The sequence below is a fragment of the Nitrobacter vulgaris genome (assembly GCF_002028545.1).
Taxonomy (GTDB): Bacteria; Pseudomonadota; Alphaproteobacteria; order Rhizobiales; family Xanthobacteraceae; genus Nitrobacter; species Nitrobacter vulgaris.
This window is the reverse complement of sequence record NZ_MWPQ01000035.1, coordinates 1-23,826: the sequence shown is the minus strand read 5'-3', so window position 1 is coordinate 23,826 and position 23,826 is coordinate 1. Positions and strand designations below refer to the sequence as shown.

Annotated in this window: 20 protein-coding genes and 5 pseudogenes; 12 read left to right on the top strand and 13 right to left on the bottom strand. The window is 59.6% G+C overall.

All coding sequences use genetic code 11. The features are described from left to right. Window positions 1–50: 50 nt before the first annotated feature. On the bottom strand, window positions 51–2,864 hold the full coding sequence (locus tag B2M20_RS07840; RefSeq protein ID WP_079446502.1) for a cation-translocating P-type ATPase: 2,814 nt from the start codon (window positions 2,862–2,864) through the stop codon (window positions 51–53). A gap of 193 nt (window positions 2,865–3,057) precedes the next feature. Beyond that, window positions 3,058–3,897, bottom strand: a complete 840-nt coding sequence (locus tag B2M20_RS07835) for a universal stress protein (RefSeq protein WP_079446501.1) — start codon at window positions 3,895–3,897, stop codon at window positions 3,058–3,060. A gap of 658 nt (window positions 3,898–4,555) precedes the next feature. Between B2M20_RS07835 and B2M20_RS20230 the strand changes: the two are divergent. Beyond that, a pseudogene (locus tag B2M20_RS20230) lies at window positions 4,556–4,784 on the top strand (hypothetical protein); the annotation flags it as partial. On the opposite strand, the pseudogene B2M20_RS07825 reads toward B2M20_RS20230, so the two are convergent. Further along, window positions 4,738–4,926 (bottom strand): annotated as a pseudogene (locus B2M20_RS07825) (helix-turn-helix domain-containing protein); the annotation flags it as partial. The pseudogenes B2M20_RS20230 and B2M20_RS07825 overlap by 47 nt on opposite strands. Before the next feature lies 1 nt (window position 4,927). Between B2M20_RS07825 and B2M20_RS19755 the strand changes: the two are divergent. The 3 genes and pseudogenes from B2M20_RS19755 to B2M20_RS07815 all read left to right on the top strand — a co-directional run. Continuing rightward, the gene (locus tag B2M20_RS19755; protein WP_173815948.1) at window positions 4,928–5,068 is read left to right on the top strand and encodes a hypothetical protein; all 141 of its coding nucleotides are present in this window, start codon (window positions 4,928–4,930) and stop codon (window positions 5,066–5,068) included. 55 nt (window positions 5,069–5,123) lie between these two features. After that, window positions 5,124–5,376 (top strand): annotated as a pseudogene (locus tag B2M20_RS20225) (IS110 family transposase); the annotation flags it as partial. Beyond that, window positions 5,377–5,670 (top strand): annotated as a pseudogene (locus tag B2M20_RS07815) (integrase core domain-containing protein); the annotation flags it as partial. Between the two features lie 129 nt (window positions 5,671–5,799). Here the strand turns inward: B2M20_RS07815 and B2M20_RS07810 are convergent. Then, window positions 5,800–6,384, bottom strand: coding sequence for an ImmA/IrrE family metallo-endopeptidase (locus B2M20_RS07810; RefSeq protein WP_274533954.1), 585 nt, complete (start codon window positions 6,382–6,384; stop codon window positions 5,800–5,802). Between the two features lie 91 nt (window positions 6,385–6,475). Here B2M20_RS07810 and B2M20_RS19045 point away from each other — a divergent pair, with 91 nt between their 5' ends. Next, entirely contained in the window at window positions 6,476–7,225 is a 750-nt protein-coding gene (locus tag B2M20_RS19045; RefSeq protein WP_139372862.1) for a nucleotidyltransferase domain-containing protein, read from the top strand. Between the two features lie 87 nt (window positions 7,226–7,312). Beyond that, window positions 7,313–7,513 carry a hypothetical protein gene (locus B2M20_RS07790; protein ID WP_079446515.1) on the top strand — a complete coding sequence of 67 codons (201 nt, stop codon included), beginning with the start codon at window positions 7,313–7,315 and terminating at the stop codon, window positions 7,511–7,513. 65 nt (window positions 7,514–7,578) lie between these two features. Here the strand turns inward: B2M20_RS07790 and B2M20_RS07785 are convergent, their stop codons facing one another. Further along, on the bottom strand, window positions 7,579–7,887 hold the full coding sequence (locus B2M20_RS07785; RefSeq protein WP_338013163.1) for a Na+/H+ antiporter NhaA: 309 nt from the start codon (window positions 7,885–7,887) through the stop codon (window positions 7,579–7,581). A gap of 124 nt (window positions 7,888–8,011) precedes the next feature. Further along, window positions 8,012–9,811 (bottom strand): acetate/propionate family kinase, encoded by a 1,800-nt coding sequence (locus tag B2M20_RS07780; RefSeq protein WP_079446495.1) that lies wholly within the window; start codon window positions 9,809–9,811, stop codon window positions 8,012–8,014. Window positions 9,812–10,584: 773 nt separating this feature from the next. On the opposite strand from B2M20_RS07780, the gene B2M20_RS20215 reads away from it, so the two are divergent. The 4 genes and pseudogenes from B2M20_RS20215 (at window position 10,585) to B2M20_RS20770 (ending at window position 13,265) form a co-directional block, all read left to right on the top strand. Next, window positions 10,585–11,277 carry an HAD-IC family P-type ATPase gene (locus B2M20_RS20215; protein WP_476638872.1) on the top strand — a complete coding sequence of 231 codons (693 nt, stop codon included), beginning with the start codon at window positions 10,585–10,587 and terminating at the stop codon, window positions 11,275–11,277. Then, window positions 11,246–12,184, top strand: a complete 939-nt coding sequence (locus B2M20_RS20845; RefSeq protein ID WP_476638871.1) for an HAD-IC family P-type ATPase — start codon at window positions 11,246–11,248, stop codon at window positions 12,182–12,184. The genes B2M20_RS20215 and B2M20_RS20845 overlap by 32 nt, the downstream gene beginning before the upstream one ends. Next, a complete protein-coding gene (locus B2M20_RS20570) occupies window positions 12,066–12,404 on the top strand; it encodes a hypothetical protein (protein WP_476638870.1) in 339 nt (112 codons plus the stop codon). The genes B2M20_RS20845 and B2M20_RS20570 overlap by 119 nt, the downstream gene beginning before the upstream one ends. Continuing rightward, a pseudogene (locus B2M20_RS20770) lies at window positions 12,340–13,265 on the top strand (HAD-IC family P-type ATPase). Before B2M20_RS20570 ends, B2M20_RS20770 begins: the two are co-directional and overlap by 65 nt. 567 nt (window positions 13,266–13,832) lie before the next feature. Here B2M20_RS20770 and B2M20_RS07765 read toward each other — a convergent pair. Continuing rightward, window positions 13,833–16,220, bottom strand: a complete 2,388-nt coding sequence (locus tag B2M20_RS07765; RefSeq protein ID WP_079446513.1) for a phosphoketolase family protein — start codon at window positions 16,218–16,220, stop codon at window positions 13,833–13,835. 727 nt (window positions 16,221–16,947) lie between these two features. Between B2M20_RS07765 and B2M20_RS07760 the strand changes: the two genes are divergently transcribed. Next, the gene (locus tag B2M20_RS07760) at window positions 16,948–17,274 is read left to right on the top strand and encodes a TraR/DksA family transcriptional regulator (protein ID WP_079446493.1); all 327 of its coding nucleotides are present in this window, start codon (window positions 16,948–16,950) and stop codon (window positions 17,272–17,274) included. 615 nt (window positions 17,275–17,889) lie between these two features. Next, window positions 17,890–18,276: a DUF302 domain-containing protein gene (locus B2M20_RS07755; protein WP_009800311.1), complete on the top strand. Its 387-nt coding sequence runs from the start codon at window positions 17,890–17,892 to the stop codon at window positions 18,274–18,276. Between the two features lie 181 nt (window positions 18,277–18,457). Here the strand turns inward: B2M20_RS07755 and B2M20_RS07750 are convergent, their stop codons facing one another. The 6 genes from B2M20_RS07750 to B2M20_RS07725 all read right to left on the bottom strand — a co-directional run bounded on the left by B2M20_RS07750 (window position 18,458) and on the right by B2M20_RS07725 (window position 23,560). Continuing rightward, complete coding sequence (locus B2M20_RS07750; RefSeq protein ID WP_079446492.1) at window positions 18,458–20,188, bottom strand: SulP family inorganic anion transporter; 1,731 nt, start codon at window positions 20,186–20,188, stop codon at window positions 18,458–18,460. Window positions 20,189–20,252: 64 nt separating this feature from the next. Continuing rightward, window positions 20,253–21,137 carry an MBL fold metallo-hydrolase gene (locus tag B2M20_RS07745; protein WP_079446491.1) on the bottom strand — a complete coding sequence of 295 codons (885 nt, stop codon included), beginning with the start codon at window positions 21,135–21,137 and terminating at the stop codon, window positions 20,253–20,255. Between the two features lie 18 nt (window positions 21,138–21,155). After that, window positions 21,156–21,605: a YeeE/YedE family protein gene (locus B2M20_RS07740; RefSeq protein ID WP_079446490.1), complete on the bottom strand. Its 450-nt coding sequence runs from the start codon at window positions 21,603–21,605 to the stop codon at window positions 21,156–21,158. Between the two features lie 3 nt (window positions 21,606–21,608). After that, window positions 21,609–22,058 (bottom strand): YeeE/YedE family protein, encoded by a 450-nt coding sequence (locus tag B2M20_RS07735; RefSeq protein WP_079446489.1) that lies wholly within the window; start codon window positions 22,056–22,058, stop codon window positions 21,609–21,611. After that, the gene (locus tag B2M20_RS07730) at window positions 22,046–22,258 is read right to left on the bottom strand and encodes a YgaP family membrane protein (protein ID WP_079446512.1); all 213 of its coding nucleotides are present in this window, start codon (window positions 22,256–22,258) and stop codon (window positions 22,046–22,048) included. The genes B2M20_RS07735 and B2M20_RS07730 overlap by 13 nt, the downstream gene beginning before the upstream one ends. A gap of 171 nt (window positions 22,259–22,429) precedes the next feature. Next, a complete protein-coding gene (locus B2M20_RS07725) occupies window positions 22,430–23,560 on the bottom strand; it encodes a site-2 protease family protein (RefSeq protein WP_079446511.1) in 1,131 nt (376 codons plus the stop codon). Window positions 23,561–23,826 lie beyond the last annotated feature (266 nt).

Here is a 23,826-nt window from a genome sequence, read left to right as displayed (position 1 = left end):
CAATCGGCGTCTCAGTTCCATCAGCATCGATCACGTCCGCGTCGAAGGGATCAATCCCGGCGGTGGGGTGAACCCGCCCGGACCGGGAGCTTGCCAAGCTCACGCAGCCACAATACCGAGCTTGCGACCACCGTACACATCAACCAGTCGCCCGGACCCAGAGCTGTCGTCGAGAACGCTTCCTGAAGAAACGGCACATAGACGACAGCGATGTGGAGGATCAGAGAAAACACGACGGCCGCCGACAGCCAGTTATTCCTGAACAGCCCAACGAACGCGCTCTGCTCATCGGAGCGAGCATTGAACACATTGAACAGCTGAAACATCGTCAACGTGGTGAACGCCATGGTCTGCGCATAGGCGACCGATCCCTTGCCTTCGATCAGACCGCCGGGAAGCGAAGCGTCGAGCACGAAAAGCGTTCCGGCCGCCATCACGGCGCCGACGAAAAAGATACCTTTCCACATCCGGCGGGTGATCACGCCTTCGCCTCGAGGGCGCGGCGAACGAGTCATGGTTCGGGCGTCGATCGGGTCAACTCCGAGGGCAAGCGCAGGACCGCCATCTGTCACCAGATTGATCCACAGGATCTGCGTGGCCATTAGGGGAAGGATGAGCGTGCCGTCGTCCCCTCCCGGCGCTGAAAGGCCGATCACGCCAGCGAGCAGCACGCCAAAGAACATCGTCATGACTTCGCCGAAGTTCGACGACAGCAGATAGCGCAGAAATCTTCTGATATTGGCGAAGATTGCCCGTCCCTCCTCCACTGCCGCCACAATCGTCGCGAAATTATCGTCGGCCAGCACCATGTCAGCTGCTTCCTTGGAGACATCGGTGCCGGTGATCCCCATGGCGATGCCGATATCCGCCCTCTTTAGGGCCGGTGCGTCGTTGACGCCGTCGCCTGTCATCGCCACCATCATTCCGTTCCGCTGAAGCGCCTCGACGATGCGCAGCTTGTGCTCCGGATTGACCCGCGCGTAGACCGAAGCCTCCGCGACCACCCGGTCGAGCGCGTCGTCACTCATAGTCTTCAACTCAAGGCCAGCGACGACGCGGCCGCCGGATGCGATGCCAAGTTCGGCGGCGATCACGGTGGCGGTCTTCGGATGATCGCCGGTGATCATGATCGGGCGGATACCCGCTCTTTTCGCCTTGGCGATGGCGATACGTGCTTCCTCCCGCGGCGGGTCCATCATTCCGATCAACCCCAGGAAGACGAGATCCTGCTCGACGCTTTCGTCAAAGCCCTCTCGCTCCTCCAGGTCGGGTGGCAGCGAGCGGAATGCCACTCCCAGCGTCCGAAGCGCGTCCGCAGCCAGCGCTTCATTGCTCATCAGGATTTCAGCCCGGCGCGCATCGGTCAGCGGCCTCGCCTCTCTGCCTACAAGCTCGTGCGAACAGCGGGTGAGCAGAACGTCAGGCGCGCCTTTCGTCAGAGCGATAAGCCGCTCGCGCCTCTTGGCATCAGCGTGAATCGTGCTCATGAGCTTGCGCTCCGACGAGAACGGGACCTCGGCTATGCGGGAAAAACGCTTGTCCAGCGCCTCTGCCGTCAGCCCCGCCTTGCGCGCCGCGACAATCAGCGCGGCCTCAGTCGGATCACCATGAATCGTCCATCTGCCATCGTCCTCCCGGAGAATTGCATTGTTGGCCCGGTCGGCCGCGCGCAGCGCGCGGCTCAGCTCGTGCTGAAGGGCGGCGTCATTCGACGACTGAAACTCCAGGTCCCCGTCGGGGACATAGCCGGTGCCGTTCAAATTGGTGCATCCACTGGCCGTAACGATACGGCGGACGGTCATCTCGTTCTTCGTCAGCGTTCCGGTTTTGTCGGAAGCGATGACGTTCGCCGAACCCAGGGCCTCGACCGCGGCGAGCTTACGAATGATGGCGTTTCGCTTGGCCATCCGCTGCACGCCGAGGGCCAGCACGGCCGTCACGATGGCTGGCAAGCCTTCCGGGACCGCTGCCACGGCAAGCGCAACGCCGAAGATCAAGGCATCGAACACATCGGAGAGTCCGCGAATCTCGCTAATGAGCAGGATGATCCCGATCATTGCCGCCGCGGTGACTATGACGACCATCGCCAACAGCTTGCCGACGCGATCAAGCTCCTTCTGAAGGGGGGTCGTCTCTTCCGGCGCCCTTTCGAGCAGACCGGCGATGCGACCTATCTGGGTCTGTATGCCCGTCCCCGTGATCACGGCGCGACCGTGCCCATAAGCGACGGTCGTCCCGCTGAAGACCATGTTGTGCCGGTCACCTAATTCCGCCTCGGTGGTGACGGGCAGCGTGTTCTTCGAGACTGGAAGGCTTTCTCCGGTCAGCGCTGCCTCCTGGAGCTGCAGCGCGGTTGATTGAACAAGCCGCGCGTCAGCGGGGATCGTGCTGCCTTCCTCGATGAAAATGATGTCGCCCGGAACCAGCTCCGCCGCGGCGATCGTTTGCGGCGCGCCTTCCCGGATGACACTAGCACGCGTCGCCGCCATCTGGCGCAGCGCCGCCATGGCCTTCTGAGCTCGAGATTCCTGGACATAGCCCAGCACCGCATTCAGAAGAACGATGACGAAGATCGCAATGGCTTCGTAAGGCAGCGCGGAACGAGATTCATAGAACCAAAGGCCGGCGGAGATCACCGCCGCGACGATCAAAAGGGCCACGAGGATGTTGGCGAACTGATCAAGGAACTTCAGCCAGGCAGCCCTGGGCGGTTCCGCTTGCAGTTCATTGCGGCCATAGCGCCCAAGGCGTCGCTTAACCTCGTCACCGCTCAACCCGAACTGCATCGTCGTGCCGAGCGCTTTGAATACCTCATCCGCCGAGAGGCGATGTGGATCTCTTGGTTGCTGCCACTGCTGCTGCAAGAAAACACCGCTCAGAATTCGTTCGAAATTTTCTTAGAACATTTTCGCTTCTGATTGAATCAGAAGCGAAGCTCTGGATGCTGTTTTGACACGTTTTCTTCACGCGAACCGGTATTCACTTCGCTCGAAACATGCCAAATCCAACCGCACGCATTTTCGCCGGATGCGAATAGCGCCCTTGCATCGCACCTCGTCAATGCGAGAAGAAAACCGGAACAGGCGGTTTCGACAGCAGACTCCTGGTTGCACCTCCAAGTACGAACTCACGCCATCTGGACTGCCCGTAGGCTCCCATTACAAGCAGGTCGATCTGACGCGAAAGCACGTATGCTTCAAGGACCTCGCCAATCGGCCTGCCCTCGGCGTCCACCTCATCCACAATGACATCGATACCGTGACGGGCAAGATTTTTTGCCAGTTCTTCGGGGGAATGTTGGGAGCCAAATGATTTTTCATTCGTGACAATAACGGCGCGGACTTTCTTCGCCTTCTCAAGAAGGGGGAGCGCGTCCGAAACCGCACGCGCCGCGGTACGGCTGAAATCCCAGGCTACGCCGACGGTGTCGAGCTGGAACGGACCTGATCGCGGGGAAGCAGGCAGGATCAGCGCCGGCCTGCCCGATTCGAAGATGATCTCCTCCGCGCACCACAGTTCATATGATTCCGGGACCGGCATAATCGTGAGATCGCGAAGCCGCGCATAGCCGACCAGCAGCGCTGCGGTCCTATGGGGTGCGCATTTTTCGAAAATGGTTTCATGCGGAACGCCGAATTTTGCAGCCGCCGCTTCAAACGCGGCGAGCAGCTCTTTGGCATTCTTTCGGCTCTTGGCCGTTTCGTGGGCCGCGATCCCGGGTATGTCAATGATCGTCCTGGCAAGGAAGCTGCCTGGCACTTCTACATGTACTTCGTAGGAAATCGCCGCCAGATGAGCACCAAGGGCGGCGGCTATCGAAACTGCATCGTCCACCACCGAGACGGGCGTCGGCTCCGGATAGCTCGTCAGCGTTAGAAGAACATCCTTGAAGGCCATGAATCCCTCCTTTTGGAGATTTTTAACCTAGCTAAGGAACTCCATGTTTTGATTCATCGCAAGGGATCGCGCCGGATACCTGCGGCTACTCGGCGTAGTCGAGTGACTGAGAAGCATCCTCGGTGACAGGTTCGATTCGCATGAATCGTGCGCCGTCATCTCAGCGCTTTCCGGAGGCGCCACAAAGAAAAAGTGAATAGCGCAGAACCGATCCCGAGTAGCGCAATGAAATTGCGGCCAGACCACATCGAAGCCGGCGCCGCGGAACAGAACAGCCTGCGCCATGGTCGCGAAGCGAGTCTTGGGGCGGCAAGCATGATATTCTGGATAAAACCCGGGCATGCTTTCACGGGGCGTCATGCCGCCAGACAGCGCCTCGAGTGGAAATAGAGCCAGCATCAGGAGCAAGCCGTGAGCGCAGATGGCGCGCAATCACCTCGACCCCACACATAGGCCGGGGGCACCGAGTAGTCGTTCAGCCGAGTATCTACATTCAGTCTATTAGACATTGGTGGGCACCAGAAGGTGCTGGTCCGTGGCTACGTGCACGAGGTCGTCATCTCCTCGTTCGACGACCGGCAGCAGGGCTCCTGCCGCCGAGATCGATCGCAATTGCCGAAACGGGAGTACAGGAATGTCATTTCCAAAAGAAATGCGTGTCGCGATGACCCGCGCAAAGGACGATTTGCATCTGATGGTGCCGCAGCGCTTCTTCACCCACGCCAGCATCTGCAAAGGTGACCGTCACGTCTACGCCTTCACGGACGCGTTTCATTGACGTGAAACAGGCTGTCGCCGAAATGGGCCTCAAAACAATCCCCACTATTAAGATCGACCATCTCAATGAGCTTGAAAAGCGAGCCTATAACTGCGGACAGCGATGTTGAAGATCGCCGCTTCGTGATTCAGAATGTTGATGTGGCGGTGCGAGGAAATCTTGATCACTCCGACTCGCCGTAGCCGCGTGAGCTCGCGCGAAACGGTTCCAATCGTCAGGCCGAGAAAGTCGCCAATTTCGGCGCGCGTAACCGTGCGAGACCTGCTTTTCCCGAAACGCATTCGCTACGATCAAAGCTCGGATCGTCGTCCGCAGATCGCCGTCGCAGGCAGCGATGGCCTGCCCGACCGCGATCTCAAGGTTCTCGGCCTCCGATTGATCGTTCGTGAGTAGATGGATTTGCATGTCGCGTTTCCGTCTTGACGGGCAGCGATAGTGTTCCTATTTTGTTCTAATGGAGCGCGGGCACGTCGTGGCGCAGGGCCATGCCCAACTACGCCTCCTGCTCAGCGAACTACTGGATTGCAGCGCGGGCGCTCTGAGCCCCCGGATGACGTTCCTGCTCCGGGATATGCGCACACGCTGGGAGGAGCTGGATCTCCGGATCGCCGCATTTGACGCTGAGTTCGCAGCTATGGCGCGGACCGACGATCGAGCCCGGCGGTTGACAGGGCATTCCGGGCATCGGCGCGCTGAACGCTAATGTGCGCGGCGCGCCGTACCATCCTCAGACCCAGGGCAAGATCGAGCGCTGGCACCAGACGCTGAAGAACCGCATCCTTCTCGAAAATTACTTCCTCTCGGGTGATCTCGAAGCCCAGATCGCCGCCTTCGTCGAGCACTACAATCACGTCCGCTACCACGAGAGCATCGGCAACGTTACACCTGCCGATGTTTACTTCGGCAGATCTGAGGCGATCCTCGCCGAACGCAAACGTATCAAGCTTACCACTATCGCAAACCGCCGCTTGCAGCATCAGCTGCGGGCCGCTTAAACTCTAACCCCTGACGAGCCAGATCCTCTCTTCTCGAAACGCCTGATCAGTCTCAAATTATCTGACGACGGACAGTATTTCCACTCTTGGACTTCGGCAGCGATAACGACGATCTCGATGCTGACGCTACTATCGTTGCCCGCGCTTGAACGCTTCGTAGGTGTCCATCAGCTCCGCCTCTTCCTCAGCCGCTTCCCATCGTGATGGCGCATCTTTCGGATAGATCAGTAACGAGATAGTCATGCCATGCGCATCGGCGAACACAACGGATTCTAGAACGCCCTCCCGGGCGTTCCAAACCCCGGCCGGATGTCGTGCGTCTTCTTTGCCGCACGCGGATCCAAGCGCAGCCAGAGACCTTTCCGGAATTGGGATCGTTTCCTTCTTTGCCTGGAAGAATACGCCTGACCTGAATAAACGGTCGCTTCCCAATGACCAGTCGATAAAGCCATCTTTGCTAACGACAATCATCGCCCGCCGATCGGTCGTTTTTAGCCAGTTCAAGACGATCGCAGTGAGCGAGACCTCATAACGATCTTTCAAATCTTCGAACTGCGCGAGCGTCGGCGCCAAGAACGACTTAGTCTGTTCGCGGAAATCATCCGGAGGCATAAGCACCATCGCTGCGAACTGGTTAGCCTTGGCTTCCATCTTTGGATACGCCGTATCCCACGCGTACCGCGTTCGGCCACTTCCAGATGCGCAAGGCCGCAACTTGGGAAATCCTCGAGGAGATCTGTCAGGGACTCGAGCCGACCGACACGCAGTACGAGCAGTCCAAGACCAGCTACGAGACCGTCGCCGCTTGGTTGAGCGTGTCGGACAACCCGATCCTCAAAAACATTTCGCTGTACGCCCACGGCTTGAGCGCCCTTGGCACCACCATCCGCCCGATCGCCGCGATGACTTCGATGTCGACACCATCTGCCGGGTCCACAACCTCACCGACACGACCTCCCCGTCGGTGCTGAAGCAGATCATCAGCAATCGGCTGCGCGAGCACGGCCTGTACCGGACGATGCTGGAGGAGAAGAAGCGGTGCTGGCGCCTCAACTACGAGCGGGCTTTCCACCTCGACATCTCACCGACCATCTTCAACCCCCGTTGCAGCAACGGCGGTGACCTGGTGCCCGACAAATCAGTGAAGACATGGAAGCCGACCAACCCGCTCGGTTACAAGGCGCTGTTCGAGCGGCGTTGCCAGCTCCAACCGCGCCTCAAATTCACCAAGTCGATCGCCGCCGATAGCGGCATCCGGGCCGACATCGAGGCGTTCCCGAACCGCGAGAAGCGCAAGGGGATCCTCCGGCGCATCGTGCAGCTGCTCAAGCGGCATCGCGACATTATGTTCCAGCACGTCGAAGCGGACAATGGATCGTCAGCAAAATGGCGCTGGCGATGTTTCTCGACGACGATGCAGAGGCGCTGCGCCGTTACAAGGCGGGCGACCGATCCAGCGACCGTGTCGTCAACTACTTCGGAGGACAAGGGTTGGAAGGGCCGGCTAGAGAATGGCGGGAACCTTGCTCAATCTGGAACCTCGCGGCAAACCTAATCCTGAAGGTGGGGGCCTTGTGAACGTCGTCCATGGATTTTACCTCCAAGAATGAGCGAAGAATTGCCGAAATACGGAGAAATGCCGATGGCTGGAACACGGACTCTCTCAGAGATCGAGGCCCGGATCGGCATCATTCAGGACAATATCCGGCAATTGATCGAACAGGCGACAGCGACGTCAGGAGCTGAAAGCGAAGCTTTGGTGTCTGATAGGATCGCTCAACAAACGGAAGAACTGGAGCGACTCACCCACGAGCGGGACGCGCTTGCGAAGAAAACGAGCTGACAGGCGCCTCCTTCCGCGACTGCCTTGAAGGAGGTCGTGGTCGATCTCATCCTGGAGAACTGCCTTTACCGGCGAAGACGCCGCACCTGGACGAGGCCCCAGGCCAAGCCGATCAGCGCGGCCGTCAGTGAACCCAACAGTACGCCGAGTTTTGCCGCGCTCAACAGCGCTTCATTCTCGAAAGCGAGCATGGCGATAAAGATCGACATGGTGAAGCCGATCCCGGCGAGCAGGCCGATCAGGGCGACCTCTCCCCAGGTCACGCCGGGCGGCAAGCGGCACCAGCCCAGCCGCACCATGAGCCATGTGACGGCGATGATGCCGAGCGGCTTACCCGAGGTTGCGGGCGACAGACCACCAAAGAAGAAGTTCAAGTCTTATCCGATATGCCGGGACCAAACACCTAAGGCGTTGTCCGAGTTTCGCTCCGATGCGAGAGCGAGAAAGCATGTCATCAAGCATTTTTCAGTTCTATCGTGCTAGTATCCAATTTCGGATCTACGGCTCTGTGCTCCGCACGGCCAGGGCGGAAAGATCGGGAACGAGCGATCCTTCAGCGCTGATGCGGATATCGGCGGCGTTTGCCTCATCAGTGTCGATATGCATCTCGGTTACAGCGTTGGCGCTCACGCGGATGAGCGTCTTACCAAACACCAGCCCGCGCTCTTCGTCTTCGATGTGAACGTCCACGAGCGTGCCGTCCATAAGGCCCAGGCGTGACGCATCATCCGGGTTGGTATGAATATGCCGTGCGGCCACAATCAGTCCGTCGCTGTCAAGGATACCGGCAGGTCCGATGAGCCGCACCATTGGCGTCCCCTCCAGCTTCCCACTGTCGCGAACCGGGGCGTCGATGCCGAGCGCGAAGCCATCCGTTCTTGAGATTTCGATCTGCGTCCGGGGCCGCTCCGGACCGAGAATGGCAACGCGCTCTAAGCGACCTTTAGGCCCCTCCAGCATCACGCGCTCGCTGGCTGCCCATTTGCCAGGCTGCCGCAGAGAAACAGCGGGAGTCAGTTGGTAGCCGGCCCCAAATAAGGCCTCGACTGCTCGCCGGGACAAGTGAACGTGGCGGGCCGACACCGCGATCGGGATCGGTGCGGGCACTGATGTCATAGGCTTCAATGCAGCAGCTGTCTCCCGGGCGATCATCAATTGCTCGGCAGTCCTGGTGACGATTACCCGCACTCTGGCGCCATAGGCCTGGATCTGCGGTGCACCGTGGTTAGCAAGGTCCACAACTTGGTTTCGGTCGTGATCGAGCCGCAGGCCCATGAACTCCAGTCCATCGCAGATGCGCCGACGCATTGACGGGGAGTTCTCGCCGATGCCTCCGGTAAAGACGACAGCATCGAGGCCACCCATCGCCGCCGCATAGGCTCCAATATATTTTCGAGCGCGATAGGCGAACAATGCGATAGCAAGCTGGGCATCGGCGTCACCTTCGCGGGCACGATCTTCGACATCGCGCATGTCGGAGGAGCCCGTGAGTCCCTTGAGCCCGCTATCGGAATAAAGTGCTTCCTCAACTTCCATGATCGACAGCCGATGTTGCCGCGAAAGGAATCCAAACAGGCCCGGGTCGACGTCGCCAGAACGTGTTCCCATAACCAACCCTTCGAGCGGCGTCATGCCCATGGAGGTGTCTATGCTTTCCCCGTAATTCACCGCGCAGACACTGGCCCCGTTTCCGAGATGCACGCTGACGATCTGCAGATCTCGCAGCGGCACCCCAATCTCTTCGGCGGCACGGATAGCCACATATTTGTGTGAAGTGCCGTGAAACCCAAAGCGCCGCAGACCAGCATCGCGCCACGTCCTCGGCACCGCGTAGGTCGTGGCGCGAGGTGGATTGGTGCTATGGAAAGCGGTGTCGAAGACCGCAACCTGCGGCAGGTTCGGCCAGACTTCTTTTGCAATTCGCACACCCAAAAGATTTGGGGGATTGTGCAGCGGCGCCAACGGCGTCAGCGTCTCGATAACCTTGATGGTTGATTCGTCGAGGACCGTCGTGGTTCGAAAGTCTTCACCTCCATGGACGATCCGGTGTCCGACCGCGTCCAGTTTCGTGACGCCACGGTCTGCAAGACTGCGCGGAAGGGCAACCAGGGCAGCGGCTATATCGTTGAGGGGCGCTTCGCCTGTCGCCGTTTTGCCGCCCGACGTAATTTCATAGGAACAGGACCCGGCCTCAAACTTTTCGTAGCTCGCCTTGAAGACTTCGGTCGATTTTTCCTCGATTTCGAAAACGCCGACTTTCAAGCTCGAGCTGCCGCAGTTTATTACCAGTATCTTCACGAAACGCCTTTCAGACGAGTTCAGCGCATCAACGTCGCAGGGGCCACTCCGTCCCGGCCCTCAGGATGTGATGGCAATCTTGAAAACGCCATCCTCTTGACTAACGAAACGTTCGTAAGCGGCTTCGATGTCATCGAGTCTGAAGAGATGGGAAACCATCGCGGTAAGATCCACACACCCTGATTCAATGACAGCTACGAGCCGCCGCTCCTTGCGGCCTTGGCAAAGGCTTGTCACATTCCGATTGTCCTCGATGCCGTCGGCGTATGCATCGAGGGGATGGTCAGGTCAGAGGAGTAGACCCCGAGGCTGGACAGCGTCCCGCCGGGTCTGAGCACCGGCAGACAAGCTTCGAACGTCGCCTGTTTGCCAAGCGCCTCGATTGTGACGTCAACATCCCGCCTTCAGTAATGCGCATGATCTTTGCAATCGCGACTCCATCAAAAGCCTCCTGTCGGAGACCGTGAATCACAAACACAGCGCCGAAGGAATCACTTTTATGGGTCCCGACCCTAGGACGCGCGGCATGCCGAGCTGTTCGGGCAGCCTGTCGACGGCAACGATATTCGCAGCGCCAAGCAGATTTGCGCCAACTGTAACGCAGACCGATAGGCCCATGCGCAAATATCGCCGGTATATCACCTATCTTGATTGATTTCGCGCTGTTCAGCCCCGCCCTTATGTTACCATGAGTGACCGCCGCTAGTTGGTATTCTTCCCTACGCTCTTCGGACTCGCAATCATCTACGCAGCGTCAAGCGTCGGAGAAATATGTGCAGATCGACAAAGAGGTCGCGTGGCATGCGCTCCCGGAGGATGGGGTTCTCACCCTGTTGGAGGGCAATCGTTCCGGACTCGATCAGAGTGAGGTGCTACGGCGACTGGCCAAATTTGGCCCGAACAGCCTGACAGCACCCGCAACTGTCCACCCGGTGATCCGGTTTCTAGCGCAGTTCAACAGCGCTCTGATCTACTTCCTGCTTGCCGCAGCCACTGCGGCCATGTTCCTGGGCCACACTGTCGATGCCGCCGTCATAGCTGCTGTTGTGATTGCCAACGCGGTTGTCGGCTTTGTTCAGGAAGGCAAGGCTGAGCACGCGCTGGGGGCAATCCGGAACCTGATCTCGCCTCATGCAACGGTGTTGCGGGATGGTGGGCGCAAGACCGTCGAGGTCGCGGATCTGGTTCCGGGCGATATAGTGATCCTGCAAGCGGGTGATCGTGTTCCCGCCGACATGCGCATCCTCCACGCGCGCGGGCTGAAGATCGACGAAGCGTTGCTGACCGGCGAATCTGTCAACGCTGATAACCAAGAGTCTCCGGTCGACATCGAGGCACCGCTGGGTGATCGCCTAAGCGTTGCGTTTTCCGGGACGATGATGACGGCGGGGCAGGCGACGGCGATTGTCGTAGCGACCGGTGCGGCGACCCAGATTGGCCATCAGCGGATTGCTGCGCGGGGTTGAGCCGCTTACCACACCGCTCCTCAGGCAGATCAACAGCTTTGCCCGCCGTTTCACCTGGGCCGTGCTTGCCGGCGGGATTTTGCTCTTTGCCTTCGCCGTTCTCGTACGGGGTTTTGCCTGGGATGATGCCTTGATCGCCGTCGTGGCAGTGGCGGTCAGAGTGATCCCGGAGGGGTTGCCAGCCGTCATAACAATCACACTCGCGATCGGCGTCCACCGGATGGCGGCGCGCAAGGCAGTCATACGCAAGCTGCCTGCTGTCGAGACGCTGGGCGCAACGTCGGTCATTTGCACCGACAAGACGGGTACTCTCACACGCAATGAGATGACAGTCCGGCACGTCTTTGTCGAAGATCATCAATTGCTCGTCGGAGGATCAGGCTATGTGCCCGAAGGCGAGCTGACAGCCGAGAATCACGATGATGATGCGGCAGCGATTGCGGCTGCGTGTGCGATCATCCGGTGCGGGGTGTTGTGCAACGACGCTCAGTTGAGGCGGGAGGCTGGCGATGGGCAAGTCGAAGGCGATCCCATGGAGGGAGCGCTGACAGCGCTGGCGATGAAGGCCGGCTTCAATCCGAATCATGTCCGCGGCGAATGGGCACGGCTCGATGAAATACCCTTCGACGCAGCTTACCGATTCATGGCGACATTGCATCGCAGTCCGGCAGGTGAGTCGATCGTATTCCTCAAAGGTGCGCCTGAAGCCCTGCTCGCCATGACGCGGGACGTGTCAGTCCGCGAAGTGGGACACCCACATCGCAACCGCTGCCGCCGCCGGCGAGCGCGTGCTCGGTTTCGCCACCAAGCGGCTGCCGTGCACTACCGAAAGGCTGGCATTTTCCGATCTCGAGGCGGATGTGGTGTTTCTTGGACTGATCGGCTTCATCGACCCACCGCGGGATGAAGCCCTGCTCGCCATTGCGCAATGCCGCTCCGCCGGAGTCGACGTGAAGATGATTACCGGCGACCATGTCGCGACAGCACTGGCCCTCGCCAGGCAGTTGGACCTTGCTGACGATCCCAGGGCGATGACCGGTGCCGAACTCGATCCCCTGGCGGATGAGGCGTTGCGGGCGATGGGTCCCGCAAATAGCTGTCTTCGCGCGCACCACCCCCGAGCATAAGCTGCGCATCGTCCGGGCGCTCCAGGCAGGTGGCGCGATCGTTGCAATGACGGGCGATGGAGTGAATGATTCACCGTCACTTAAACAGGCTGACGTGGGAACGGCAATGGGGCTCAAGGGCACCGAAGCTGCGCGGGAAGCTTCGGAGATGATACTCCTTGATGATAATTTCGCGTCGATTGTGGCGGCTGTTCAAGAAGGACGCACCGTTTACAACAATATCCGCAAGGTGATCTCCTGGACGCTGCCGACCAATGGCGGTGAATCCATCGCGGTCATCCTCGCCGTATTGGTCGGCTTTGCACTACCCATGACCGCAACCCAGATCCTTTGGGTTAATCTCGTCACCGCCGTAAGTCTCGGCCTTGTGCTGGCCTTCGAGCCTGCCGAACCCGGCGTCATGCAGCGCCCCCCAGGGCCGCAAATGCTCCACTCTTGTCCGCCTTCCTGCTGTGGCGAGTGATCGTAGTGTCGGTCCTTTTTGCGGGCGTCGCGTTTGGCGTTTTCTTTGAAACACTGGCTAATGGTCGGGCAATAGACGTAGCGCGAACTATGGTCGTCAACATGCTGGTGGTGGCCGAGACATTCTGCCTGTTCAATGTGCGCTATCTCAGCATGCGCTCGCTAACCTGGCGCGGTGCGCTAGGCACGCCGGCGGTGCTTGCCGCGATTGCGGTGGTTGTGATCGCCCAGCTGCTGTTCACCTACGCCCCCTTCATGCACGGTCTATTCCACAGCGAGCCTCTCACCCTCGCCGACGGCGCGTTGATCATCGGAATCGGCTTCGCGCTGATGCTGTTCCTTGAAGGCGAGAAGCTACTGATGCGCCGCCTCGGCTGGTTCGAGGAACTACGCAGTTGAGACGTCCGCCTTCATAGCTTCTGGGAGCCGTTATCAATTAGAACATCTTGTATTCGCCCCAGCGCCCGGCGGCGACCGTTCGTGCCAATGTAGTGGCACGATTGATCCTGGCGCCGCCTCTCCACGTCCAGATATATGAGGGTAATGAGGGCTTCCGAAGTCGAGAACTTGCTGGGGGGCGGCATCTCCGTCGACATGTGCGCGTTGCATGCGCGACGATTCGATCGCGACCGAAGCGACGACATATTCGTGCGCCGCATCCGGAGCGAGACCGGCGCAACGATTTCCGCTTGGAGAGGCTCGAGGGCATCGCCTTCACTGCCGGCATGGCGAGAACGCCTCCCCATTCGCGCCCAGCGTACGCGAGCGGCCCGCCTGACCGGCCGTGCTCTCAACTCCTGATGGCGGAAGCGCTTACGGCCGGCAAGTCCCGTGGCCACATGGCGCTTTCCCAGCGCGGTCTCAGCCATGCACGTCCATCGAGGGCCACGCAGCCAGGATTGAAGTCACCGTGACAGATGAGCTCGTGTAGTCTGAAGCGGTATAACGTCGCTGGCTGAGCGCTAGTCAGTCTCTTGCCTCTGCCGCGGTCTTGTGGAGCCAACTCCATTTCTGGATCTCAGGCATGTCTTCGCCGTGCTCGCGCACATAGCGGGAGTGCTCCTCGAGCGAAAGCCTGCACTTGTCTATCGCCCGATCGCCCTCGGCGCCGAGATCGGGCAGCCGCCGGATAGCGGCCATGGCCAGATGGAAGCGATCGATCTGGTTCAAGACCGCCATGTCGAAGGGCGTGGTGGTTGTGCCTTCTTCCTGGAATCCATGCACATGAAAATTCGTGTGATTGGTCCGATTATAGGTCAGGCGGTGGATGAGATAGGGATAGCCGTGGTACGCGAAAATCACCGGGTTTTCCCGTGTGAAGAGAGCGTCGAACTCCTCGTCGGTGAATCCGTGCGGGTGTGTTGCCTTGGATTGCAGCGTCATCAGGTCGACGACGTTGACAACCCTGACCCGGAGATCAGGCAACTCGCGGCGCAGCAGGTCGACGGCAGCAAGGGTTTCTAGTGTTGGCACGTCGCCGCAGCAGGCCATCACCACGTCAGGATCCTCGCCCCCTCCGCAAGTGCCGGCCCACTTCCAGATCCCGGCACCCACCACACAGTGGCGTTCGGCCTCTTCGGCAGGCAACCATTGCGGCTGAGGCTGCTTGCCGGCCGTGACCACGTTGATCCGGTTCCGGGTCCTCAAGCAGTGGTCGGTGACCCAGAGTAGAGTGTTGGCGTCGGGCGGGAAGTAGAGCCGCACGATGTCAGCTTTCTTGTTGGCGACGAAGTCGGCGAATCCCGGATCCTGGTGGCTAAAGCCGTTGTGGTCTTGGCGCCAGACGTGGGAGGTCAGGAGATAGTTCAGAGAGGCGATGGGCTTGCGCCATGGGAGCTCTGCCATAACCTTCAGCCACTTGGCATGCTGATTGACCATCGAATCAACGATGTGGATGAAGGCCTCGTAGCAGGAGAACACGCCGTGGCGGCCCGTCAGCAGGTAACCTTCCAGCCACCCTTGGCAGAGATGTTCTGACAGCACCTCCATAACCCGGCCATCCCGAGCCAAGTGCACATCGTAGGATTCGATCTTCTCCATCCAGACCCGATCCGTCACCTCGAAGACTGCATCAAGCCTGTTGGACGCGGTTTCGTCCGGTCCCATGAGACGGAAGTTTTTTGCCTCGGCATTGAGGCGGATGACCTCACGCAGATAAGCCCCCATGTATCGGGTCGTCTCGGCGATCGTCTCTCCGGGCCTGCCGACTTCGACCGCCATACCCCTCCAATCCGGCAAGAGGAGATCCTTCTTCAGCAGCCCGCCATTGGCATGCGGTAGCGATCCCATGCGCTTGTCGCCTTCAGGCGCCAGGGCAGCGATCTCCGGCAGGAGGTGCCCGTTGACGTCGAACAGCTCCTGCGGCTGGTAGCTGCGCAACCACTCCTCCAGGATCTTGCGATGCGCGTCATCGCCGCGGGCGTTGGACACGGGGACCTGATGGGAGCGCCAGAAGTCCTCGACCTTCTTACCGTCAACCTCCTTTGGTCCGGTCCACCCTTTGGGGCTGCGCAGGACGATCATCGGCCAACGCGGCCGCTCGCCTGACCCGCCTTCAGCTCGCGCGCCCCCCTGGATGTCGTTGATACGATCCATGGCCAGGTCCAAAGATCCCGCCATGGCGCGGTGCATTGGCATCGGCTCATGCCCCTCGACGAAAAGAGGGTCGTAGCCGTAGCCCCTGAAAAGCTCGCAGAGTTCCGCGTCCGACATGCGCGCCAACAGGGTGGGGTTTGCGATCTTGTAGCCGTTCAGATGTAGGATCGGTAGGACAGCGCCGTCCACCTTCGGGTTCAGGAACTTGTTGGAATGCCATGCAGCAGCCAGCGGACCCGTCTCGGCTTCACCATCGCCGACCACGCACGCCACCGTGAGGGCGGGATTGTCGAAGGCGGCGCCGAAAGCATGGACAAGGGCGTAGCCGAGTTCGCCTCCCTCATGGATAGAGCCAGGCGTCTCCGGGGCTGCGTGGCTTGGGATGCCGCCTGGGAACGAAAACTGCCGGAACAGCTTCCGCAATCCCTCCTCGTCCTGCGTGATCTCTGGGTAGATCTCGCTGTAGGAGCTCTCGAGGTAAGTGTTAGCAACCACCGCCGGCCCGCCATGACCGGGGCCACAGATGTAGAGGATGTCGGCACCGCGATTCTTGATGACGCGGTTCAGATGCACGTAGATGAAATTCAGTCCCGGCGTTGTGCCCCAATGACCGAGAAGCCGTGGCTTCACGTGCTGTGCCTTCAGCGGCTCGCGCAGCAGGGGATTGTCCATTAGATATATCTGGCCCACGGATACGTAGTTGGCTGCTCGCCAGTAGCGGTCCATCAGACCTAGTTGCGTGTCATCCAGCTCCGCCATCCGGAACTCCATTGATAATGCCTGACTAAAACCAAGCTGCTTTTATCAGCGACGTATATTCGCCGACTTCGGTCAACTAACGGGGTAGGGTTGAACTCGCAGAGCGCTAAAGCCAGGTCGCAACCCGGCGAACTTAGTTAACTTCGCGATGAGCTGATCGTTTCGTCAAGATGCATGGATACCTGTAGGCTCGACGGCGCCTTGGGCTGCGCTGACCCGCAGAGTTGGAAGACAGTTGTAGCCTCAGTACGCGGAACCCGATTTTCTCTCAAGTGCGGCAGTAATTCCCCGGGCCACCAGATACTCGCCTGCCCCGCCCAGGCTGTGAACCCCGGTTTTGCTACGATGCTGATTCAAGCCGATAGCGCGCGGTGCCGCTCGTCAAACCCTTACATCCAATCCTACAATCGATCCGTACGTCGTTGATCACGACTTGAACGTCGCGCTTTACAAACGCGATCATATCCTTGGCAATCCCGCCGCGACCGACCATGTCAAAATTATGCTATGGAAGCCTTCAGCCCATGGATATCGTTGAGTTGGCATTATGGACCCTTGCCGACTACGGTCGAGCCCCCACGCCGAAACACAACGCTGGGCAGTCAATCATTGGATCGTCATCTGTTCGCGCCTAAGAGACCGCGCGCGGCATCCATTGGCTTCATGATGAGCAGCTTTGCAAAGCGACGTTGGCTGTTATTATTGGGGCAAACAAAGGAGATTTGGCATGGCCGACACTGCGGCAGCGAAAGCCCATCTTGAGGCACAACTTGTGGAGCTTAAAGAACGGCAGGAACGGATTGCGCAGGACTTGGCCACACCACTCAATCCTGACTCGTCCGAACAAGCGGTCGAATTGGAGGATGACGCTTCGCTCGAAGGACAAGCTGCGCTCCTCGTGCGAGAGATCGCTTCCGTGCAGCGCGCATTGACGCGAATCAAGAATGGAACATACGGTGAGTGTGTCCGCTGCGGAGAGCAGATTTCAGCCAAGCGTCTAGAGGTTCGTCCGGAAGCGGCGTTGTGTATCAGGTGCGCACGGCAAGAGCAGTGAGCTTGGCGCCTTTCCAAAGGACCAAGCTGGATGCTTCCTCATTCGCGTCCGCGAAATGATCAGAAAAAACCTTCTAAAAGAGAATATCCGAACCACGTCCGCAAAAGGATGCCTAGAATCGGCGTGCGTTTGCGAATTTGAAGTTCTAGGAGCCGATTGACATTCAGAATTCCGAAGCGATCTAGTCGCTGACTTGTAATTCCGTGAATCTGGCGCGAAGCTGCACGATGTCAAGCATTAAGACCTGAGCTGGCGAACATTGCACCCGTGCTGCCAGGCTAGTGCGGACGGGAGCGGACAGTCATTGCACCGAGTTGGTCAACGCACTTAGGGCACGCCTCGTGAAAGCCGTCGCTTATATGAGAAGCATAAGTCGACCGAACCAAAAAGCGCCGCTCGATGGTGTCGACGATTGATGTTCGTCAAGGTCAGTTTGTGTTCGTTCACTAAGTTCCAAAGTCAGAATGACGGCTCCTTTTGCGCCCTGCCCACGGCCGCTTATAAAACCAGGAAGTGGCGGCCTATTTCGGGCTGTCATGGTCAAGCTGAAGCGAGCAAACCCTGTCTGGTGTTTTTGCAAACCGACCCCAGGCCAATCTAGAAAGTGGATGACCTATGAACTACACAATCAATCGCATGATTGCAGACGCCACAATAGACGATGTGGAGCTTCGCGCGCGCAGCGCGCTGAGCAAGCATGGTTTTGGCGTCCTCACCGAAATCGACGTCAAGGCAACCTTGAAAAAGAAGCTGGATGTCGAGATGCCGGCCTATCGGATCCTCGGCGCCTGCAACCCGGGGATGGCGCATCAGGCCATCGGCATAGAGCCCCGGGTGGGCGCGATGCTGCCCTGCAACGTCATCCTTCGGGAGGTCGAGGGTGGGGTCGAGGTCAGCGCGGTTGATCCCGTTGCATCGATGCAGGCCATCGATAACCCCGCCTTGCGTGAGGTCGCGGGTCAGGTGCGCGATTTGCTGGACAAGGCCGTAGCCGCCGTTTGAGCAAAGAGAAACCTGCGCTGGGACCTGGAGCGGCAGGCCTAATGGCGAGCGCGCCAGTTCAGAGCAGGCTTCGCCGATGGTCCGAATGTCGGTCTTCTGGTCGCCGTCCCGTCGCACGCCGGGGATCATCATCGCCGAAGCCATGTGCGTGGAACGCCGGCATGGCGCCGCCAACAGCGCTTCACGTCAATGCCTGCTCAGGAGCAAGGGCCCGCATGGCGTCGTATTGTGACAGAAAAACCTGGCCGGTCAGCAAATCAAGAAAATCGGATTTCTTTAACCGGTCCATCACGGGCCCCTTCACTTCCGACAGGTGCAGCTTCACATCGATTGTCTCCAACCGATGATTGATTGCTTCCAGACTTTCCAGCGCGCTCAGGTCGATCTCGTTGATGGCAGAGCACATCAGCACCACGTTCCTGATAGGGCGATCCGTGGCGACGCGATCAGCAACATAATCTTCCAGAAAGCGGGCGTTGGCGAAGTAAAGGCTTTCATCGATGCGGATGGTGAGAAGGGTCGGGTCGGTCAAAACGCTGTGACGATGGATGTTCCGGAAGTGCTGCGTGCCCGGAACAAGACCCACCTCGGCCAAATGGGGGCGAGATGATTTGTAGAGGTGCAGCGCGATGGACAGGACCACCCCCGCCGAAACGCCGGTTTCCACACCCAGCCCCAGTGTCAGCAGGATGGTGGCGGCAACTGCACTGAAATCTGCCTTGGAATAGGTCCAGCTGCGCTTGAGGATTGAGAAATCCACCAGCGACAGGACAGCCACGATGATTGTGGCGGCCAGGGTGGCGGTGGGCAGGAAATAAATCAGCGGGGTCAGCGCGATGGCCGCGATGGACAGGCCCAAAGCTGCAAAGATCCCCGCGGCCGGTGTTTCAGCCCCTGCATCGAAGTTGACGACTGACCGGGCAAACCCGCCCGTCACGGGATAGCCACCTGTGAAGGCCGCTCCGAGGTTCGCGACGCCAAGACCGATCAGTTCCTGATTGGGATCGATCCGCTGGCGCTTCTTGGCGGCGAGCGTCTGCGCGACCGACACGGATTCAACGAAGCCGATGACCGAGATCAGCAGCGCTGGTAAGAGGAGGAGGCGGATCAGATCGGTTGAAAACGACGGCAGCGTCAGTGGTGGCAGGCCCTGCGGCACCACGCCAACGATCCGGATCCCCTCTGCATCCAGCCCGAGGCCCCAAACCGCCGCCGTCGTTACCATCACGACAAGCACCGGCCCGGCCTTGGTGACCATATCGGCCAGTCTCGGGCCAAGTCTGATTCGGCACAACAGCGGCTTAAGCCCCTTGCGCACCCAGAACAGGAACGTGGTGGCACTAACCCCAATCACCAGCGTGATCCAGTTCGTAGCAGATAGGTTCCCGACCAGCGAGATTACCATTTCGGGCAGGGTATCGCCGCCCGCGCTGATGCCCAGAATATGCTTGATCTGGCTGGTCGCGATTAGGATGCCCGATGCAGTGATAAAACCTGCGATGACGGGATGCGAAAGGAAGTTGGCAAGGAACCCAAGTTTCAGAAGCCCCATCACCAGCAGGATCGCGCCCGACAGTGCCGCCAGGGTCAGGGCTGCAACGGCGTAGCCCATGGTGCTTTGGTCGGCGATATTTCCGATTGCAGCGGCCGTCATCAACGACACCACGGCCACCGGCCCCACCGCCAGCGCCCGGCTGGTGCCGAAGATCGCGTAGAGGATAATGGGTGCGATCGAGGCATAAAGCCCGGCCTCGGGCGGCAATCCGGCAAGCAGCGCATAGGCGAGCGATTGCGGGATCAACATGATCGTCACGATCACCGCCGCCAGCACGTCGCCCGTCAGAGCGTTTCGGCCATAGGTCCGGCCCCATTTCAGGATCGGAACATAGCGGGCGAGCGACGCGACGTTCATGCGACGGTTATTTCTGCTTCAGGCTTCCAGTGGACCGTTGTCGCTTCTTCTACGGAGTGTCTGGTCAGAGCCCGTTGACGGGCACCTTGAGCATCGGACGGCCGTCCTTGTCGGTCGGCACCTCACCTGCGCGCATGTTGACCTGGAGCGACGGGATGATGAGCTTCGGCATCGCCAGCGTTGCATCGCGTTCGGTGCGGAACTTCACGAACTGCTCTTTCGTGGTCCCTTTCCCGACATGGATGTTGTACTCCTTTTCGCTCGCCACCGTGGTCTCCCACTGGATGTCGCGGCCGTCGGGGCCGTAGTCATGGCACATGAACAGGCGCGTCTCATCCGGCAGGGCCAGCACCTTTTGGATACTGTCGTAAAGCGTCGCCGCATCGCCGCCGGGAAAATCGGCGCGGGCCGACCCGCCATCGGGCATGAAGAGTGTATCGCCCACAAAGGCCGCATCGCCCATGACATGCACCATGCAGGCGGGCGTGTGGCCAGGCGTGTGGATCGCCACTGCCTGCATGGTACCGACCATGTAGGTATCGCCATCCTCGAACAGCGCGTCGAACTGGCTGCCGTCGCGCTGAAACTCGGTGCCTTCGTTGAAGATCTTCCCGAAGGTATTCTGCACGACCATGATCTTGTCGCCGATACCGATCTTGCCACCCAGGGCGTTCTGGATGTAGGGCGCGGCGGATAGGTGATCGGCATGGACGTGGGTTTCGATGATCCACTCCAGCTTCAAATCGTTCTTGCGGATGTAGTCGATGATGGCGTCGGCATGATCATAGGTGATCCGGCCTGCCGCATAGTCGATATCCATGACGGAATCGATCACGGCACAGGCATTCGAGGAGGGGTCCTTGACCACGTAGCTGATGGTGTTGGTCGCCGGGTCGAAGAACGCCTCGACCTGGGGTTTCACGGACATGTCGATCGGATAGTCGGTCATGATGGTTTCCTTTTCAGTTCAGGTTTCACGGCGCAGCAGGCGCGCGGCGCGAGCATGGGTCAGCGCCATCAGCCCCTTGGCAGAAAAGATCCCGACGATGAGGGCCGCCACGAAGGCGAAGACCTCGATCCGGCCCGTTCCCAAGGCGGGGAGTGCGCCGCCCGGGCAGAACCCGGCGATGCCCCAGCCCACGCCGAACAGGGCCGAGCCGCCGAGCAGACGCGCATCGATGCGCGGGTTGTCGGGCAAGTGAAACTTAGCGTCGATGATCGGTGCGGGCCTTCGCAGCACGATGCGGTAGCCTATGAAGGCCACCATAACTGCGCCGCCCATCACGAAGATCAGGCTCGGGTCCCAGGTGCCTGCAACATCAAAGAAGTTGAGCACCTTAGCCGGGTTAGCCATGCCCGAGACTGCGATGCCGACGCCGAAAATCAGCCCGATGAGATAGGTTGAAACGAGACGCATGGCTTAGGCCCCCAGAACGTGGCGAATAACAAAGACGGTCAATCCGGTGGTCAGCATGAAGGTCGCCGTGGCGGCGATTGACCGGCGCGACAACCGCGCCATTCCGCAGACCCCATGCCCCGAGGTGCAACCCGACCCATAGGTGACCCCGATTCCGACCAGCAGACCGCCAGCCAGGAGCATCGGCATGGACGCCGGCACTTCGACCGCAGGCATCTGTCCGGTGACCGCCAGGACGACCAGAGGACCGCTGATCATCCCGGCCAGAAGGGCAAGGCGCCAGCCGGCATCCGGATGCGCCGATGGGGTCAGCACGCCGGCAAGAACGCCGGTGGCGCCCATGACCCGGCCCAGCGTCAGCATCAGCAGTACCGAAGCCAGCCCGATCAGCACACCACCCGCCAGCGATTGCCAGGGGGTGAAAAGGGTTTCGATAACGCTCAGTTCCGGCATGTCTTGACCCTCAGAACGGTGTAGAGCGGGCAGAACCGGATTGTGGCTGTCGCCATCATCACGATGCCCAGGACAATGGTTCCGTACTTCAGCGCAACTCCATCAAAGATGGCCCAGCCGCTAAGAAGCGCGACTGCAATCAGCGCCACGCCGAGCACAAGACGAGCCGCCCGGTCCAAGTTTCCTACATTGGCAATCATTGTCCTGATCTCCCATTGAATATGCACTCTGAGTATGCCCTTACGCACGTGACTGAGCCGAGCAAGAGCCAGGCAGCGATGACGCCGAGCAGCGCCGCCTCCACCGTTCCTGCTTGTGATCGCTGCCGTCGGACATGATGATCGCAAACCTAAGCACGGCCTCCCAAAGACCTACTTGTGGTGCGAAACATCCATGGGTGACGCGGGAGCCAGTTCGCGCCATCCCCGGCTGGCGGCATCGACCATCATGTACTCGGCCAGATTCTCAAGCGTAATGATGCCGACGACACGCGCCTCATCGTCGACGATGCCGACAACTGGGCGACCGCTTGTTTGGAGCGCTGTGACCGCCTCCGAGAGTGGTGCGTGGCAGTTGACTGTCACCACATCGCGCTCCATCACGTCGAGCACCGCGGTCCCCGGCCAGGTCGCCGCCAAGGCGCGGATCATACCGTCCCGTGTCAACACGCCGCGAAGCCTTCCGCTCCTATCCGTGACCGGAAACTCGCGCTGCGTCGTCGTAAGCAGCGTATCGACCGCCTGTTGGACGGTCGCTTGGGTATCGAGCGTGGCGAATGACGTGATGGTGGCTTTGCGAGTCGCCACGCCCTTGGCGGCCTCCCTGAGCTCGACCGCATGGGCCTCGTAGCTCGCAGCGAGAAATACGAACAGGGCGATGAACAGCAGCAACGGGTTCCCAAACAACCCCAGGAACCCGAGGCCGAAAGCAGCCGCTTGCCCTATGGATGCCGCAATGCGGGTCGCTCGCGCCCGATCGAGCCGATAGGATAGAAGAGCGCGAAGCACGCGGCCACCGTCCATGGGAAAGGCCGGAATCATATTGAAGATCACCAGTATGACATTAACGACCGCGAGTTGCGTCACGAGATCAATTTTAAGATCTCCAACCGCATCCACAGCCCGTTCCGGATCGAGGCGCGCACCGAATACAGTGAAAAGCAATAGAGCGATGACGACGTTCACTGCCGGCCCGGCGAGCGCGATCAACAGCTCCTGGCCAGGCTTTTCTGGCATTCTTTCGATGCTTGCGACGCCACCGATGGGAAGAAGCGTGATGTCGCGCGTTGCGATGCCGAAATGCCGTGCCGTCAAAACATGCCCGTACTCGTGAGCTAGAACGCATCCGAAAACTGCCAGAATGAGAACAATGGCCTCGACAGCCGCAGCTTGTCCGCCCCTCGAGCCGGCGGCAAAAGCGAACCATGCAACGAGAAAGAAGAATGTGAGGTGGATGCGCACCTCGGTACCGGCAATGCGTCCGAGCGATATGGACCAACCCATCATGCATCCTCCCGGACGTGCTTCGCCGCCTGTTGACATGTCACAACCAGCCGACTCGGCATCTGCGGACCCACGCCATCCAAATTTATCCATCATACCGTGAACCAGTTCACATTGACTCACATCAACAGCGACGGTTGTTCATGACACACGCTCAGCCGCGCGCGCTAGAGCATTTTTCGATCAGGTAGCGTCGTATCCAGCGGCGGCGAGATAATTTTGACATTCATCGGGTGAGAAGCGTTTGAGAGCGTTGGCGATTGCTT